This is a genomic window from Sphingobium chungangianum, assembly GCF_977014255.1.
Window position 1 is genome coordinate 153,432 of the sequence record NZ_CDRNIV010000005.1, and the last position, 16,899, is coordinate 170,330.

The 16,899-nt window shown below is 61.6% G+C and carries 11 protein-coding genes and 2 pseudogenes; all 13 read right to left on the reverse strand.

The genetic code is table 11. The annotated features are described in order from the left end of the window. Positions 1-38: 38 nt before the first annotated feature. Positions 39-1,721, reverse strand: coding sequence for an AMP-binding protein (locus ACWNC0_RS06660; RefSeq protein WP_449470467.1), 1,683 nt, complete (start codon positions 1,719-1,721; stop codon positions 39-41). Between the two features lie 50 nt (positions 1,722-1,771). Beyond that, positions 1,772-3,286, reverse strand: a complete 1,515-nt coding sequence (locus ACWNC0_RS06665; RefSeq protein WP_449470468.1) for a CoA-acylating methylmalonate-semialdehyde dehydrogenase — start codon at positions 3,284-3,286, stop codon at positions 1,772-1,774. Between the two features lie 268 nt (positions 3,287-3,554). Next, positions 3,555-4,379, reverse strand: coding sequence for a 5-deoxy-glucuronate isomerase (gene iolB, locus ACWNC0_RS06670; RefSeq protein ID WP_449470469.1), 825 nt, complete (start codon positions 4,377-4,379; stop codon positions 3,555-3,557). Then, complete coding sequence (gene iolE / locus ACWNC0_RS06675) at positions 4,376-5,269, reverse strand: myo-inosose-2 dehydratase (RefSeq protein WP_449470470.1); 894 nt, start codon at positions 5,267-5,269, stop codon at positions 4,376-4,378. The genes iolB and iolE overlap by 4 nt, the downstream gene beginning before the upstream one ends. Next, positions 5,266-7,101, reverse strand: coding sequence for a 3D-(3,5/4)-trihydroxycyclohexane-1,2-dione acylhydrolase (decyclizing) (gene iolD / locus ACWNC0_RS06680; protein ID WP_449470471.1), 1,836 nt, complete (start codon positions 7,099-7,101; stop codon positions 5,266-5,268). Before iolD ends, iolE begins: the two co-directional genes overlap by 4 nt. Next, positions 7,098-9,029, reverse strand: a complete 1,932-nt coding sequence (locus tag ACWNC0_RS06685) for a bifunctional 5-dehydro-2-deoxygluconokinase/5-dehydro-2-deoxyphosphogluconate aldolase (RefSeq protein ID WP_449470472.1) — start codon at positions 9,027-9,029, stop codon at positions 7,098-7,100. The genes iolD and ACWNC0_RS06685 overlap by 4 nt, the downstream gene beginning before the upstream one ends. Next, a complete protein-coding gene (locus tag ACWNC0_RS06690; protein ID WP_449470473.1) occupies positions 9,026-10,366 on the reverse strand; it encodes a serine hydrolase domain-containing protein in 1,341 nt (446 codons plus the stop codon). The genes ACWNC0_RS06685 and ACWNC0_RS06690 overlap by 4 nt, the downstream gene beginning before the upstream one ends. A 71-nt stretch (positions 10,367-10,437) precedes the next feature. Then, complete coding sequence (locus tag ACWNC0_RS06695) at positions 10,438-11,259, reverse strand: MurR/RpiR family transcriptional regulator (RefSeq protein ID WP_449470474.1); 822 nt, start codon at positions 11,257-11,259, stop codon at positions 10,438-10,440. Positions 11,260-11,604: 345 nt separating this feature from the next. Then, positions 11,605-11,850, reverse strand: a pseudogene (locus ACWNC0_RS06700) (integrase core domain-containing protein); the annotation flags it as partial. A 218-nt stretch (positions 11,851-12,068) separates the two neighbouring features. Further along, positions 12,069-13,129 (reverse strand): annotated as a pseudogene (locus ACWNC0_RS06705) (IS630 family transposase). Positions 13,130-13,343: 214 nt separating this feature from the next. Next, positions 13,344-14,711, reverse strand: coding sequence for an MmgE/PrpD family protein (locus ACWNC0_RS06710; RefSeq protein WP_449470476.1), 1,368 nt, complete (start codon positions 14,709-14,711; stop codon positions 13,344-13,346). A 5-nt stretch (positions 14,712-14,716) separates the two neighbouring features. Further along, a complete protein-coding gene (locus ACWNC0_RS06715) occupies positions 14,717-14,935 on the reverse strand; it encodes an aldehyde dehydrogenase family protein (protein ID WP_449470526.1) in 219 nt (72 codons plus the stop codon). A gap of 182 nt (positions 14,936-15,117) precedes the next feature. Then, positions 15,118-16,899 carry a flavin-containing monooxygenase gene (locus ACWNC0_RS06720; protein ID WP_449470478.1) on the reverse strand — a complete coding sequence of 594 codons (1,782 nt, stop codon included), beginning with the start codon at positions 16,897-16,899 and terminating at the stop codon, positions 15,118-15,120.

A 16,899-nucleotide genomic window follows, 5' to 3' on the forward strand; every position in this document is an offset into this window, starting at 1 on the left:
AATGTCGTTCGGACGGGGCGGAAATGCGCCCTCGCCTGTCAGCCGTCGGCCTTCGCCAGTTCGGCTTCCATCATCTCACGCAACTGAAATTTCTGCACCTTTCCCGATACCGTCATGGGGAAGCTGTCCATGAAGCAAACGTAGCGCGGCACCTTATAATGTGCGACGCGGCCACGGCAGAAGGCGATGATCGCATCCGCATCCTCCGGTTCGCCGGGGCGCAGCTTGACGCAGGCCACCACTTCTTCCCCAAACTTGGCGTCAGGGACGCCGACCACCTGCACGTCCAGAACGGACGGATGGAGATAGATCAACTCTTCCAGTTCGCGAGGATAGATATTCTCCCCGCCGCGGATGATCATATCCTTGATTCGACCGACGATCCGCGCATATCCCTCGCCGTCGATGATGGCGATGTCGCCGCTGTGCATCCACCCGTGGCGCACCACCTCCGCCGTTTTTTCCAGGTCCCCCCAATAGCCGAGCATCACTGAATAGCCGCGGATGCACAATTCGCCTGGCTCACCACGCATGACGGTGGTTCCGGTTTCGGGATTGACGACCTTGGCCTCCAGATGGGGCTGGATGCGGCCGATCGTGCCCACGCGGACTTCGATGGGATCGTCCAGCGACGTCTGGAAGCTTACCGGGCTGGTTTCGGTCATCCCGTAGGCGATGCCGATGTCGCGCATGTGCATGCGTGTCATCACCTTGCGCATCAATTCTTCAGGGCAGGGAGACCCAGCCATCAGTCCGGTCCGCAGCGTTGACAAATCGAAGCGGGGAAATTCGGGATGCTCCAGTTCGGCGATGAACATCGTCGGGACGCCATGCAATATCGTGCAGCGCTCCGCTTCGACGGTTTCCAGCACCGCCAGCGGATCGAAGCCGGGCGAGGGGTAGATCATGGTGACGCCATGGACGACGCTCATGAGGTTGCTCATCACCATGCCGAAACAATGATAGAGCGGCACGGCTATGCATATCCGATCACCCGCGACCGCACCCATTGCTGTACCGCACATGGATGCATTATTGAGGACATTGCGGTGCGAGAGGGTTACGCCCTTGGGCGATCCGGTGGTGCCGCTGGTAAACTGGATATTGATAGGATCGCTCGCCTGCAGCGTCACGGCGACGCTTGCAAGTTCCGCTTCTGATGTCGGTGTCCGCGACGCGGCGACATCGTCAAAATCAAGCCATCCCGGACGCCGATCACCATCGATCTTTATCAAATAGCGGAGCGCCGGGAGGCGATCCGAGACGATCTCGCCCGGCCCTTCGCCAAAGCGGGTAACTAACGCCTCTGCCATGGCAACATAATCGCTGGTCTTGAACGATGCCGCGCAGATCAGCGCCTTCACATCCACCTTTGCCAGCGTATATTCAAGCTCACCTATGCGATAGGCGGGGTTGATGTTGACTAATATCATGCCTGCGCGGGCGGTCGCCAGCTGAGCAATGGTCCACTGGGCACAATTGGGCGCCCAGATGCCCACCCGGTCGCCCCGCCCTATGCCCAAAGCCAGCAGCCCCGCCGCGAAGGCGTCCGTCACCGCCTTCAGTTCCGACCAGGAATAGCGGACATTGCCATGACGCGCGACGAGCGCGTCGTCATCGGGCCAGCGCTGCGCTGCGAGTTCCAGCGCTTCTCCGATCGTGTCCTCCCGAAGGGGAGGATGCGATGCGCCGATAACATGGCTGAATTCACTAAGCGTCATCAAGCCCTCGTCGGGTTATGCCGACCGGTGTTGGAACCGATCGAGGATCGTCATTTCATGGTCGGGATCAGGAAGGCGTCCGAAAGAGCCGTTCCCTCAGGAGAAGCCGACGGGCCATGCCAGCGCTGGGTCACCGTTTTCACCTTTGTCCAGAACCGAACGCCCTCTTCCCCATGCTGATTGTGATCGCCGAACCCCGAACGCTTCCAACCGCCGAAGCTGTGATAGGCGACCGGCACCGGTATGGGTACGTTGATGCCGACCATGCCGACATTCACCCGAGCGGCAAATTCGCGAGCGGCTTGACCGTTGCGGGTGAAGATGGCGACGCCGTTGCCATATTGATGCTTTGAAGGCAGAGCGAGGGCATCCTCGAAACTGTCGGCGCGCACCATCTGGAGCACGGGTCCGAAAATCTCTTCCCGATAAGCGCTCATGTCGGGCGTCACATGGTCGAACAGCGTCGGGCCGACGAAAAAGCCGTCTTCATACCCCTGAAGGGAAAAGCCGCGTCCGTCGATGACCAGTTCGGCCCCTTCCTCGACACCGGTCTGTATCCACTGTTCGATGCGGGCCTTGTGCTGGGCTGTCACCACCGGGCCGTAATGCGCATCCGCATCGGTCGAGACGCCGACGCGCAGCGCCTCAATGGCGGGGATGAGCTTTGCCTTGAGCCGTTCGGCCGTATCCTGCCCGACCGGCACCACCACCGGCAGCGCCATGCAGCGTTCGCCCGCAGATCCGAAGGCCGCACCGCACAGGTCGGCGACGGTCTGGTCCAGATCGGCGTCGGGCATGACGATGCCGTGATTTTTCGCGCCGCCCATGGCCTGCACGCGCTTTCCAGCCGCGACGCCGCGATTATAGACATAATGAGCGATGTCCGACGAGCCGACGAAGCTGACCGCCGAAATCGCCGGATGGTCCAAAATGGCGTCGACCATTTCCTTGTCGCCCTGAACCACCTGGAAAATGCCGTCGGGCAGCCCCGCCTCCGTCAGCAGCTCTGCCAGGCGGATGGAGGTGGATGGGTCACGCTCTGACGGCTTGAGGATGAAGGCGTTACCGCACGCCATCGCCACCGCGCTCATCCACAGCGGGATCATGGCCGGAAAATTGAAGGGCGTGATACCCGCGCCGATGCCGATCGGCTGGCGCATGGAATAGACGTCGATGCCGGGACCGGCGCCTTCGGTATAGTCGCCCTTCAACAAATGCGGGATGCCGCAGGCAAACTCCACAACGTCGAGACCCCGCTGGATATCACCCCTGGCGTCGGCGATGACCTTGCCATGTTCCGATGCCAGCAGATGGGCAAGATCGTCCATGTCGCGTTCGACCAGCCGCTTGAAGTCAAACATGACACGCGCCCGGCGCTGCGGATTTACGGCCGCCCATGCCGGCTGCGCCGCCACTGCTGCATCGACGGCCTGTTGCAGCTCTTCGGCCGTGCCCAGGCCGACGCGGGCCTGCACCTTACCATTGTTAGGATCATATACGTCCCCGGTGCGGGCGGATACGGAACTGACCGCGCGTCCGCCGATGAAGTGGGGAATATTTCGCATTTCGGCTTCTCCCGGCAAGATTAGATGCTGTTCCGGCTCTTCATGAGCAGGTCTTGATATATTCAGTGGGTCGAGCGACGATTTCGACGCTCATCGTTGCCCAGCCGCCGCCATGGAGAAGGTGCAGCATCCCATGGACGGGGCTGGACAGGCTTCAGACGCAGAGGGCGCAATCCACCTTCATTCGACAGTCACCCATCCTTACCGGGTCGGTCGGGATAGGTCCTTCAGGGTCATGAAGTTCCTGCACTGGATTCAGGGGCACGCCTTATTCTCCTATGTCCGGGTTTGCAGATATGCCGCGCGCGATCCAGTCATGTGCGGGATCATTGGCAAACACCCAGTTGCGACGGGGACCGGCCATCACGTTCAGATAATAAAGATCATAGCCATGCGGCGCCCCGACCGGGTGGTATCCGCGCGGCACTTTGACCACATCGCCATCCTCCACCGCCATCGTCTCGTCAATCGACCGGTCATCGGTATAGACGCGTTGGAAGGCAAAACCCTGCGGCGGCGAAAGGCGATGATAATAGGTTTCCTCCAGGAAGGTTTCTTCCGGCCACGCATCGCGATCATGCTTGTGGGGAGGATAGCTGGACCAATGTCCGCCAGGGGTGATGACTTCCACCACCAACAGGCTGTGCGCGTCCGCCTTGTCATCCAGTATGTTGCGTACGAAGCGCTGGTTCGTGCCATGTCCGCGCGTTTCCAGCCCCACATCTTCGGGCGCGATGACGCGCGGACGCCGATCACCGCCACCGGGCGCAGTGCAGATCGCCACTTCCGTGGCATTGGCGGCCTCAATGCGGTAGGATGTCCCGGCAGGAACATAAACCGACGTCGCGGGTCCCGCAAAAACGTCTGTCCGACCGCCCAGCTCGGCGAAACGCTCTTCGCCGGCCTTAACATCAATCACGCCGGACAGGATGACGAGGCACGCTTCCCGGCCTGCCTCTCCACCCTCATGGACCTGCCCCGCCGCCAGACGGAGCACCTTGAATCCGACATAACGCCAGCCCGCGCTTTCCGGTGTGACGTCTAGCATCACGCCGTGCGCGTCAGGATCGTGGCTGCGGACCTTGAGGCTCATGCCGCCAGCCCCACCTCGGCGGCGAGGCTTCGGAGTGTCTCGAGGCCCAGCTGCTGGTACACGCGGGGATTGGCGATCGCTGGATCCTGCTCTGCCTCAACCACGATCCAGCCGATGTAGCCGATGCGGGCCAGCGCGCCCAGGAATGACGCATAATCATAGGCGCCGTCGCCAGGGGCAGTGAACATCCCACCGACCACGCCGTCGAGGAAGCTTGCGCCGCCAGCACGCAGCCTGTTGTACCGCCCACGGCGTACATCCTTGCAATGGACATGGTTCACGCGCTCGGGCCGTTCACCGATGATCTTCAGCGGATCGATACCGCCGCAAAGGGCATGGCCGGTGTCGAGCGTCAAACCGACATGCTCGTCGGTGACATCGAAGAAGCGCCGCAACTCTTCGGCAGTCTCGACAACGGTGCCGAGATGGTGATGGTAGGCAAAACGCAGCCCGCGCCTGTTTACATGCGCCGCCACCGCGTTCAACCGCGCGCCGAAGCGCTCCCAGGCCTGATCGTCGATCCGGGGATGGACATCGAGGGGACAGGACCGGTCGCCATGTACCGCGTTCGACGTTTCGGCGAGAATGAAGACGCTCGATCCCATCGCCTCCAGCAACGCGAGATGGTCTGCCATGGCGGCGATTTCGGCATCGGCGTCGCGCGTGAGAAGGTTCGACGAATACCAGCCGCCGACGATATCCAGCCCGTGGGTGGCCATGATCGGTTTCAAGGTGGCAGGATCGCGCGGGAACTTGCAGCCAAGCTCCACCCCTTCAAAGCCGATCTGGCTGACGTCGCTCAGCAGTTCATCCAGCGTGATGTCGCCGCCTAGTTCGGGCATGTCGTCATTGGCCCAGGCAATCGGGCTTACACCCCAGCGTATCGTCATGGCTTCCGCCTCTTCTTCATATCTTCATATCGAATGAGGGCCGCAGCGACTTCATCGCGGGCCGACACCTGCGGCACCGCGACGTCCCACCAATGCCCGCCCGACTTGGTAGTTATCGCGGGATCGGTATCGAGAACGATGACGTAGCTGGTCGATGATAAGGCGGCTCGGGCGAGCGCCTCTTCAAGCGAAGCGATGCCGGACACTTTTTCCGCACAGGCGCCCAGACTACGGGCGTGGGCGGCGAAATCGACCGTGGGGAGCGCTTCCTGCCGCGCATCGGCCAGCAGGTTGTTGAAAGGCCGCCCGCCTGTCGCCTGTTGCAACCGATTGATGCAGCCATAGCCGCCATTGTCGAGCAGCACGACGATGAGCTTGAAACCCAACATGACCGAGGTCGCCAGCTCTGAATTCAGCATCAGATAGCTGCCGTCACCGACAAGGACGAATGTCTCCCGCGTGGGATTTGCCATCTTCACGCCCAGGCCGCCGGCAATCTCATATCCCATGCAGGAAAAGCCGTACTCGACATGGTAGCCGCCTGGCTTCTTCACGCGCCATAGCTTGTGCAGTTCACCGGGCAGGCCACCGGCCGCGCAGACAACAACGGCGTCATCGGGCGCATTCCGTAACACCGCGCCGATCACCGCCGCGTCGGAAGGAAGGCCGTCGCACGGAGCCATCGCCACGTCGCCCGCCTCGCTCCAGTCCGCCATGGCCACACCATTCTCCCGTTCCCACGCCTGTGGAACGCGCCAGCCCGCCAGCGCATTGGTCAGAGCCTCGATCACGACGCGCGCGTCGCCCACGACGCTCTTCGCGCCGTGCTTGTGCGCGTCATGCGGCGCGACATTGACCTGGAACAGATCGCCCTGGAACAGCGTGCGTGACCCCGTGGTGAAATCCTGCAGCCGGGTGCCGATGCCGATGATGAGGTCCGCATCGAGCGCGGCGCGATTGGCGGCGCTGGTCCCGGTGACGCCGATCGCGCCAAGCAACTGGCCGTGACTGGCGATGAGCGCACCCTTCCCCGCCTGCGTTTCCGCAACGGGAATGCCTGTGGTCTCCGCCAGCGCGGCTAACGCATCTTCGGCGCGGGAATAGAGGACACCGCCGCCGGTCACGATCAGTGGCCGCTGCGCAGCACGCACCGCCTGCACCAGCGCGTTGAATTCCGTTTCGTCGGTGCGGGGTCGCCGCTGCCGCCACAGGCGCGGTTCCAGGAAGCTGACCGGGCAATCGAAAGCCTCCGCCTGCACATCCTGGCACAGGGACAGGGTGACGGGGCCACAACGGGCCGGGTCGATCATCACCGCCATGGCGCGCGGGGCGGCATCCAATATCTGTTCGGGCCGGGTAATGCGGTCGAAATAGCGGCTGACCGGGCGGAAGCAGTCGCTGGCGCTGACCGTCCCATCGCCGAAATCCTCAATCTGCTGAAGGACGGGATCGGGCAGGCGGCTCGCATATACGTCACCGGGCAGGAACAGCACCGGCAAACGGTTGACATGGGCGAGCGCGGCGGCGGTCACCATATTGGTGGCGCCCGGCCCGATCGACGTCGTACAGGCCATTGCCCGCTGGCGGCGATTTGCCTTGGCGAAGGCGATGGCGGCATGCGCCATTCCCTGCTCATTATGGGCGCGATATGTCGGAAGGGCTTCGTCGATTTCCGCCAGCGCCTCCCCGACGCCTGCGACATTGCCATGGCCGAAGATCGCCCAGACCCCAGCGAAAAAAGGTTGCTCGACCCCGCCGATCTCGACGCGCTGCGCCACCATCCAGCGAATGAGCGCCTGCGCCATGGTCAGCCTGACGGTTTCTCCGCTCATAGCGCCTGTGTCCGCCTTGCGTCGCGCCATGCCTGTGCCAGCATGTTGAAACTCGCGGCCATCTGCGCGACGGCCTCTTCATCGTCGATCTCATCCTTGAACCAGCGCATGGCGGGCTCCACCCATATCGTTCGGCCGACAGCGAAACCCTTGACCAGCGGGTGCTCAACGGCGGCGGAAAAGCTGGTCAGTAAGGCGTCCTCTTCCGATGCCAGCCCCAGCAGCAATATACCGCGGCAGTAGGGATCGCGCGCCGCGATTACCCGTTCGATGGCTGCCCAGGTCGCCGGTTCGACCGCTGGCTCCAGCTTCCACCAGTCGGGATACACGCCCAGATCATATATATGCTCGATCACCTTGGCCACCGTGTCAGTTTCGACCGGGCCGCTCCTGGAGGCGATGACCTCCAGCAATAATTCGTGCCGCCTGTGCCGACATGCCTCGAACAGGTTGAGGATCTGCCGGTCCTGATCGGCGCGAAGCTCCGCCGGATCATCGGGATGATAGAAAACCAGACATTTGACCACATGGTCGAGCGGCCAGTCGGCCAAGATCGTGGCGGCTTCGCGCCCGCCTTCGAACCGCAAGGGTCGCGATCCGGGCAATTCGATCGGCCGACCGATCCAACAGGTCGTGTCGGCAGCCATTTCCAGCGCGGTCCGTCCATAGCGGCCGTCGGCGAGTAGCCCGAAACCGGCATCGCCACCGGCAACCTCAGCCATGGCTTGCAACGCCAATTCCTTGAACCGCGATACGCGATGCAAGTTGTTGGTGCCCAGTTCCTCGACAAGTTCGTCAAACTGGGCGCGATGGTCGATCGCCAGCACGGTCAGGTCGCCATGTTCCGCCAAGCGATTGGTCGCCCAATGCGTATGTTCCAGCGCGGCGCTGTCGCGCAGGCGCGCGGGCCAATCGCTGCGCGAAAGAAACACTCGCAGTTCCTCCCAGCTCGGCTGGGCTGGGGCGCAGCCGTGCCGCGACACGACGATGGCACCGCAGGCGTTGCCATAGGTGCAGCATTGCTCGATGCTTTCATCACGCAGCCAGCCGCGCAGGAACCCGGCCATGAACGCGTCCCCTGCGCCCAAAACGTTGAACACTTCGATGGGAAAGCCCTTGCCGACAATGCCCTGGTCCAGATGGTCCGGTATCGCGCCCGGCAAGGCGACGCATCCGTCCGATCCGCGCTTGCACACCAGCAGCGCGTCGCTGCCCGCGCGGATTTCGCGCAGGGCCGCGATGGTGTCGGTGGTGCCGCCCAGAATGTGGATTTCCTCCTCCGTCCCGACGATGAGGTCGCACAGGGGCAGGATTTCCTGCAAGTCCTGCGTCACCCAATCGCTCGAAACGAAACGGTCTTCCCCATTGTCCTTCGACGCCAGCCCCCACAGCACTGGGCGGTAATCGATGTCGAAGATGACACGGCCGCCAGCCGCCCTGATCGCCTGCACCGCTTTCAACGTGGCGGCGCGGACGCCCGGCTGCGAAAGATGCGTGCCGTTGATCAAAAGCGCGCCGGCGGAGGCGACGAAATCGGGATCGATATCCTCTTCGCACAGCGCCATGTCGGCGCAATTTTCACGGTAGAAGATGAGCGGGAAACGATCCGCATCGCGAATGCCCAGGATGACGAGCGCGGTCAGCCGATCTGGATCGCTGATGACACCGGTGACATCGACCCCCTCCGCCGCCAGTTGCTCAATAATGAAGCGCCCCATATGGTCGGACCCGACACGCGTGATAATGCCCGTATGAAGCCCCAGCCGCGCTGCGCCGATGGCGCTGTTGGTGGGACTGCCCCCGACATATTTGGCAAAGGAACCCATATCCTCCAGCCGCCCGCCGACCTGTTCGCCATAAAGGTCGATGCCTGAACGGCCCAGGGTGATAAGTTCCAGGGCGCGACCGCCCGTCGAAGTACCGCTCATTGCCTGCCCCCGCCATGGATGGATAAGGACGGGGCGGTGTCGTGCCGGTCGATCGCGGCCAGGATGTCGGCCACCACGTCGCGGCTGCGGAACTGCAACGACAGCCGATCGGCATCCGTCAGCAGTTGAACCATGCAGACGAAGACCACATCATTTTGCGGATCAGCCCAGAACCAGCACCCTGCGGCGCCATCCCAGAAATAGGTGCCGCGCCCCAGACGCACGCCCGCCTGTTGCGGATCGATGATCGTGACGCCGTTATAGGCATATTCATAACCGGGCCGCAGAGAGTGCGGCGGCGTGCCGAACCCGCCAATGAGCAGATGATTGGGCGTATGGCTGTGCATCATCAGGGCGGCGGCTTCGCGGCTGATGATCCGCTTGCCATCCAGTTCCCCCTGACCCAGCAGCATGCGGCCAAAGCGCAGATAATCGCCAGCGGTCGACGCCAGGCCACCCCCGCCCGACGCGAGGAGGGGCGCGCTGTCATAGGGAAGCACCACGTCCCGAGGCGTCAGGCCAGAGATATTCTCATAATGGAGTTCCTCGTCATCGCGGCTCACTTCGATCAGCGTGTCGCCCGCCAGCGAATAAAGCGTGGCGAGACGGTGGCGCTTTTCTTCGGGCACGATGAAGTCGGTATCGACCATGCCGAGCGGATCGAAAATGCGTTCGCGCATGAAGTCCCGCAGGCTCATGCCGCTCAGGCGCTCGACGATGATGCCCTGCACGTCCATCGATGCGCCATATCGCCACCCGGTGCCCGGATGGAAAGCAAGCGGCACCTGCGCCAAACGCTTCAAATACTCCCGCGCACTGATGTCATGGGGGATTGCCGGAACATGGGCGGCACGAAAAAGGCGGTCGACCGGCTCGTCGGTAAAACCATAGGCGAAACCGGCCTGGTGCGTCATCAGATGCTCCAGGGTCGGCGGACTGGCGGGGGGAACGAGCGACAAGGTGTCGGGGAACAGGCCCTGCTCAAGCACCAGCAGGTCGGCGAGTTCGGGCAGGTGATCGGCAATCGGGTCGGATGGCGACCATTTACCTTCGTCCCAGAGGATCATCATCGCGACCGCCGTTACCGGCTTGGTCATCGAATAGAGCCTGAAGATAGAATCTTCCTGCATCGGGTCGCGCGCAGCGACGTCGCGCCAACCGATCGCTGAACCGTGCACGGCGGCATGGCCCCGCCATATAGCCGTCGCCGCACCGCTCAGCAATCCGCGCTCGATTGCATCGCTCAGAAGCGCGTCCACCTTGAACCAGTCCTGTGCCGGGTGAATTAGAGCGTCTTTCGCAATATCGGTGCATTGGCCCGGCAGCTGCCCCACCATCCCTCTCCTCTGGAAATTACATTCCATGATATATTGGATCAGAACGTTCGGTGCAATAGCTCAATCGGAAGCTAGGTGTTTTTTATCTGACCCCGATCCGATGCCGCTTCATCACGGCGGGCAGCCGCACCAATGGCGAGCGACTGGGCCAGGCACATCGATGCGGCAAGCGAGCGAAAGCCGCGCACTTCGGACTCGCGCACCTGAAGGATCAGATTCGCGTCTCTGGCTATCGGGCCGATGACGCTGTCGGTGATTGCGATGACCGGGCAGCGATCCTTTGCCGTCTCGACCAAGTTCAACGTTTCATGACTATAGGGCGAAAAACTGATTGCCAGCATGACGTCGCCGGCACCAAGCCCGCCGACCTGCTGGATCTGAAGCCCAGCTAGTCCATCGACAAGGACGGTTCGCTTGCCCGCCTGTCCCAGCATATAGGCGAGGTAAGTCGCGACAGGGAATGAACGACGAAACCCCGCCACAAAAACGGTCTCCGCCTCGTGAAGCATCTCAATCGCTTCGGACAGTTCGCGCAAGCCTACCGCGTGATTTAAATTTTCCAGGGCAAGAATATTTCCTTCAACGAATTCCGAAAGCAGCTGGCGCGGGCCTTCAGCTTCCCCAGTAGTCCCGTAGCGATGCTGCCGGATCCGTTCGGCATAGCCGACGGAGCGATCTTCACGCAGCAGGCCATCGCGCACTAGGCGCTGCATCGGGGTGGCACCTGAAAAGCCAAAGGCTTGGGCAAAGCGGACGATGGCAGACGGTTGAACGCCGCTGCGCTCCGCCACCACAGCCAAGGTTTCAAAGGCTATGTCGTTCGGTTCGTCCAGAATGTGTCGGGCGATGCGCTGCAGCCGGTCACTGAGATCATCGTAGCGCGCACGGATCACATCCAGAAACTCGTCCAGATCGCGGGGTTGTGAAACATTTTCCAACATCTAGGTTTTCCTTCTGGGACACAAAGTCAGGGACCAGCGGCAAGAGGGGAGAGAACCAATCCCTCTGGCATTCCGCCTCATTTAGAACACAAATTCTCGATCGCAAAAAAACAATTCACTTGAAGCGATCACCACCTATGGCCTGCTCTTATGGCGCTGCGAGGGTTCAGCTGAGTAACTGGGAGGACAGGCGCCGCTCCTTAAAACGACGGAAAAGTATAGCGATTCTCTCTCAGTCAGTTGCGCATTCCCGATGGTTTCCACGCGCTACATACAAGTTCCTTACTACGCCTTTCGTCATTCGTCCTCGAACGCGGAGCTCGTAGGGCGTAGCGAAGCAGGCCATTGCTTATCTATTCAGCGGCGGACGCCTGTGGGGTCTCGTGTCCCAGGGATGAGTGCGCCCTCTCCTGATTTGTAGTCCTCTGCCCAGGCGGAGATCACCACGCGGACATGGTCGAGGCTCAGGAACAGAGTCTCGTTGAGCAGCTCGTCGCGCATGCGACCATTGAAGCTCTCGACGTAGCCGTTCTGCATCGGCTTGAGCGCGCGCTTTGCGCCGACCTTGCGTCCAGCGTTCCACGACACCCGCTCACGAGCGGCGGGATCAAATTCTGATAATCCCATGACACATCTCCAGTGGCCATGATGGCCAAGGGGATAACGTCCAACCAAGCAGGTGGCGGCAGATCACGAGGCGGCCGCGATATGCAAAAAGTTAGCGAATTTTCATAGAATCACCTAATACCAAGGCGCATTGATCAGAACCCATGCGCCCATTTTCGCAGTCCAATGGACATGATGCGCCAAGGCTGATCAGCCAGCTTGTTCCAGGCGTAGCAACAGTGATCGACGATATCGTCGTACGATTTGAAGATGCGGTTCGACAGCCAGTTGTCGCGCATGAATTGCCACAGGTTCTCGACAGGATTGAGCTCGGGACATCTGGGGGGTAGCGGCATCAAAGTGATATTGGGCGGAACGACCAGTTCGGCCGAGCCATGCCATCCGGCTTGATCGAGTAGCAGCACCGCGTGGGCGCCCGGGGCGACGTGGAAGGCGATCTCCTCGAGGTGCATGCTCATCGCTTCGCTGTTGCACTTGGGCATGACGATACCCGCGGCCTTGCCTTCGGCCGGACAGATCGCCCCGAAAATCCATGCCGACGATCGCCGTTGATCCTTGGGCGCTGATGGCCTCGTGCCGCGCTTCGCCCAGCGCCGGGTGAGCTTGGTCTGCTGCCCGACCCTTGCTTCGTCTGCCCACTATAGTTCTACCGCCGTTCCCTTTGGGAGCGATCGGGTGATTTGCGCCAAACGGGCTGCGAAGTTTTTTTAAAATCAGCAACATCATCGGGTTTCTGACCGCGATGGCGCGGCCGCGCGGAGAGTTTGCGGTAGCCCATTGCGCGAAGCTCGCGCCCAAGGGTTTGACGCGTGACCGAGAGGCCGAACTCATCCCATATCCACTGGGCCAGATCGGCAAGCCGCCAGCGTACGACGCCATGCGCTGCCGGGATAGGACCGACCTCGATTTGTCCGGCAAGCCGGGCACGCTGCTCGTCGTTGAGGATCGAAGCCCGCCCTGGCGCCTTGCGCGTCGCCAAGCCATCAGGACCATCCTTGTTGAACCGCAAGACCCAGTCGCGCACGATCTGTAGCGTCACACCGGCAACCTTGGCTGCATCGCTCCGGCTCCCGCCATCCAGGATCACCGCAACTGCCAATAACCGCCGAACCTGATCGGCGTCTCCGCATCGGCGAGAAAACCCACGTAACTCCACTGATGTGTAGTCAGTTCGAACCCCAATCGCCGCCGCCATCGCAAGCCTCCTTCTGCTTGCAATCTCGAATCATAATTTCAGGCTTTTGGAAATCCCTGGCGTGAGTCTGCCTCCGCGAGCGTTGGTATTAGAATGGAATGCGGTGCAGCGCGGAATCCAGCCATTGCGTGCGGTTCGCATAGATGCGGCGCATCGTCTCTTCGCGCGGAATGCCCGCCGCCAGCTCGACAGGCTGGTGGGCGCGAGACGAGATTTACACCGCGAGGCCCGTCAGTTTTTCAACTCCGGGCAAAGCGGCAAGGTCTAGTGCAGCAACGGCGAGCGCGTTCGCTTTGTCTGATCCAAGTATGGGAGCAGCAAGCGCCAGGAACTTCGCAAGCAGTGCATCCGTGGCGAGGAAGTTGGAAGGTTCGCCAAGCGGCACGACCACCTTGCGGCTGAATGTCCGGCCACGCGCTGCGATGGTGATCTTTCCCGACATGTTGGTAGGGAATTCCGCCTCGATTTCCGGGTCGTGGATACAGTCGACCTTGGGCAGCATCGAACGGATTACCGGGTCGTTCAGCCGCTCGTAGCTGTCCCACCCCATCGCGCCCGTGACCAGAGCGCAGGACAGCACGAACGGCGCGCTGAACTGCGCGTCCACAATATTGCTCGGGTTGCGCTTATGCCCGATCGGCGCGCCCACCAGCAACAGGCCCGCGTTCGACAGTCCATAGGTGATGCTGTCCACCTCATCTGGCTGCAATCCTTGCTCCTCCCGCAGCGCCAGCACGGCGTCGATACCGGCATGGCCGTAGCGGCAGGATGGATAGGGCTTGATGCCGGTATTCATCAGCTCAAAAACCGAACCGAGGGCCTGCACGACCCGCTCTGGCCGGGGGGAGGGCGCGTAACCCTGAAGAAAGCCATGGCGCCCCTCGATCGCTTCGGCGGGCCCCTTGTAGCCGTTGCGCGCCAAGGTTGCAGCGGTCAAACCAGCCATCGCCGCCCATCCGACCTGAAACGGCTTCGTCTGCGCGCCATCGGCCAGGAACTGGAGACTGCCCGCACTCTGGCTCAGCGCAATGCCGAGAGCCGAGACGATCCCTGCCGTATCAAGGCCGAATATCCGCGCCGCAGCGGCAGCCGCGCCAAACACGCCGCAGGTCGCGCTGGGATGAAAGCCACGCGCGTAATGGTCTCCCGCTGGCAGCGCCACCGCGATCCGGCAGCACGTCTCATAACCAGCGACGATCGCGGCGAGAATGTCCGCTCCGGGCGCTCCCACTATCTCCGCCGCGGCGAGCGCGGCCGGAATGACCGGCGCTCCGGGGTGCAACGTCCCTGCCGCATGAGTATCGTCAAAGTCGAGCGCATGGCCAAGCGCTCCATTGAGCAGCGCCGCGCCCGCCGGGGCATAGCCTGCCGCGTCGCCAAATACCCAGGCCGCTCCATTTCCCAGGCCCATGGCGGATACAGTGGCAAGCAAGGCCGGAGCGACCGCCGCTTCGCTCCGCGCCCGCACGATACTGCCGACCAAATCGAGCAGGAGAAGCGGGGTGCGCGCCACGACGTCGGCCGGAAGGGTGTCGACCGAGACGGTGGCGCAAAATTCTGCCAGACTTTCTGTAATTTTCATCTGTATCACCTAATGACAAAGGGATTGGAAACAGGCAAACCAAGGTCGATCCAGACGCTTTTGGTCTGGAGATATTCATCCATCGCTTCCTGCCCGTTCTCGCGGCCGATGCCGCTGCGCTTCACCCCACCGGAAGGTGCCATGAAGCTGACCGCGCGATAGGTGTTGATCCAGACCTTGCCTGCCTCAACGCGTGCCGTCGTCGTAAAGACAGTCCGCTTCAGATTTTTGCGCTCGTATCAGGTCTTTGAGATCGCACTGAAATCGCTTTCGGTCGCCATTCTGATAAACGGGCAATCGTGAGGATAATATCCTCCGCCGGGTTACGGCGGATCACTGTATCGCCCATGATTTCAGGCGTCGATTGCCAGCCGAACCGACGCCGTACCCGTTTGACCATCACTGCCTATGGCTTAGAAATCTCCAGCCCTTCGAGCTGATCCTTCTCCCGCCATTTCGTCAGTTCTTCGAAATAGCTCATGGTGCCCCCGGCGTAGGGCGCGTTGCGCGCCATTTTGGGATCACCGATCGATCCTTCATTATTGTAGAAGCCAGGCGTGCATTCGGTGGAAAATTTTGCGCTCCCCGTGAGATGCGAGAACAGCACGCCGAGCCAGCTTTCCTGCGCCTGCTCGGTCGGTTCGAACGTCCGCGCGCCCTGATCGACCATGCGCTTGATCGTATAGGCGGTCTGGATCGCGACCTGATCGAGTATCGGAACAACGTTGACGCCTGTGCCGCCCTGGATGAGGCTGGACATCAAGAGATTGGGGAATCCCTTCGTATACATGCCATGCAGGGTCGCTGCCCCATCGCGCCACGCATCCGTCAGTGCCAGCCCATTCCGGCCATAGAGTTCAAAGCCGAGCCTGCGGGTGTAGCCGGTCGACACCTCGAAGCCCGATGCGTAGATCAGGCAATCGACCGGATAATCGACGCCGTCCACCACTACGCTGTTGGCGTTGATTTGCTCGACGCCTTTGCCGTTTGTATCGACCAGTGTGACGTTCGGGCGGTTGAAACTCTGCAGATACTCGTCATGGAAGCACGGGCGTTTGCACATAGTGTTGTACCAGGGCTTCAGCGCTTCTGCCGTCGCGGGATCCTGCACGATTGCATCGATGCGTGCGCGGATCGCTTCCATGCGTGCGAAGTCGTTCAGCTCATACTGATCATCGTCCGCCGCACCGCCTTCGAAATTGATACCGCCTGAAATCTGGGTCCAGCCGTCATTGATCAGATCTTCATCCGCCGGCTGGCCGCTGACCAGCGTCTCGAAATTCTCGATCCGGCGCTGCTGCCATCCGGGCTGAAGCGATTTGACCCATTCGGGATCGGTCGGCTTGTTATTCCGCTCCCCCACCCCCGATGGGGTGCGCTGGAAGACGTAGAGATGCTCCGTGTCGCGGGCCAGATTGGGCACCGCCTGAACCGCTGTCGCGCCGGTGCCGATGATGCCGACGCGCTTGTCCTTCAGCCGGTCCATCGGCTCGGTCGGACTGCCGCCGGTATAATGATAGTCCCAGCGGCTGGTGTGGAAGCTGTGCCCTTTGAACGTCTCGATCCCCGGAATGCCCGGCAGCTTGGCCTTGTGCATGATCCCGCCCGCGACAACGAGGAAGCGCGCCGCCAACACGTCGTCATGATTGGTGCGGACCAGCCAGCGAGCGCGCGCGTCGTCCCAGCGAACCTCCGTCACCTGCGTCTGGAACAAGGCGCGGTCGTAAAGGTCGAAATGGCGGCCGAGCTGCTGGCAATAGGCGAAGATTTCCGCAGCCTTTGCGTATTTCTCGGTCGGGATATAGCCGGTTTCCTCAAGAAGCGGCAGATAGATATAGCTTTCGATGTCGCAGGCCGCACCCGGATAGCGGTTCCAATACCAGGTGCCGCCGAAGTCGCCCGCGCGATCGATGATGCGGAAATCGTTGATCCCCTGCTGCTGCAGCCGCGCCCCGGTCAGCAGTCCGCCAAAGCCGCCGCCGATGACCGCGACCTCCGTCTCTTCCTCGATCGCGGAACGCGTAAAGCCGGGTTCAACATAAGGGTCGGCGTCGAAATCCCGGAAGACTGCGTTGGGATCGATATATTGACTGGGACCATCCGCACGCAAACGCTTGTCGCGCTCGATACGGTATTTTTCTCTCAGTGCTTCAGGGGATATCTGGATGGTAATTTTCACATCGCTCAT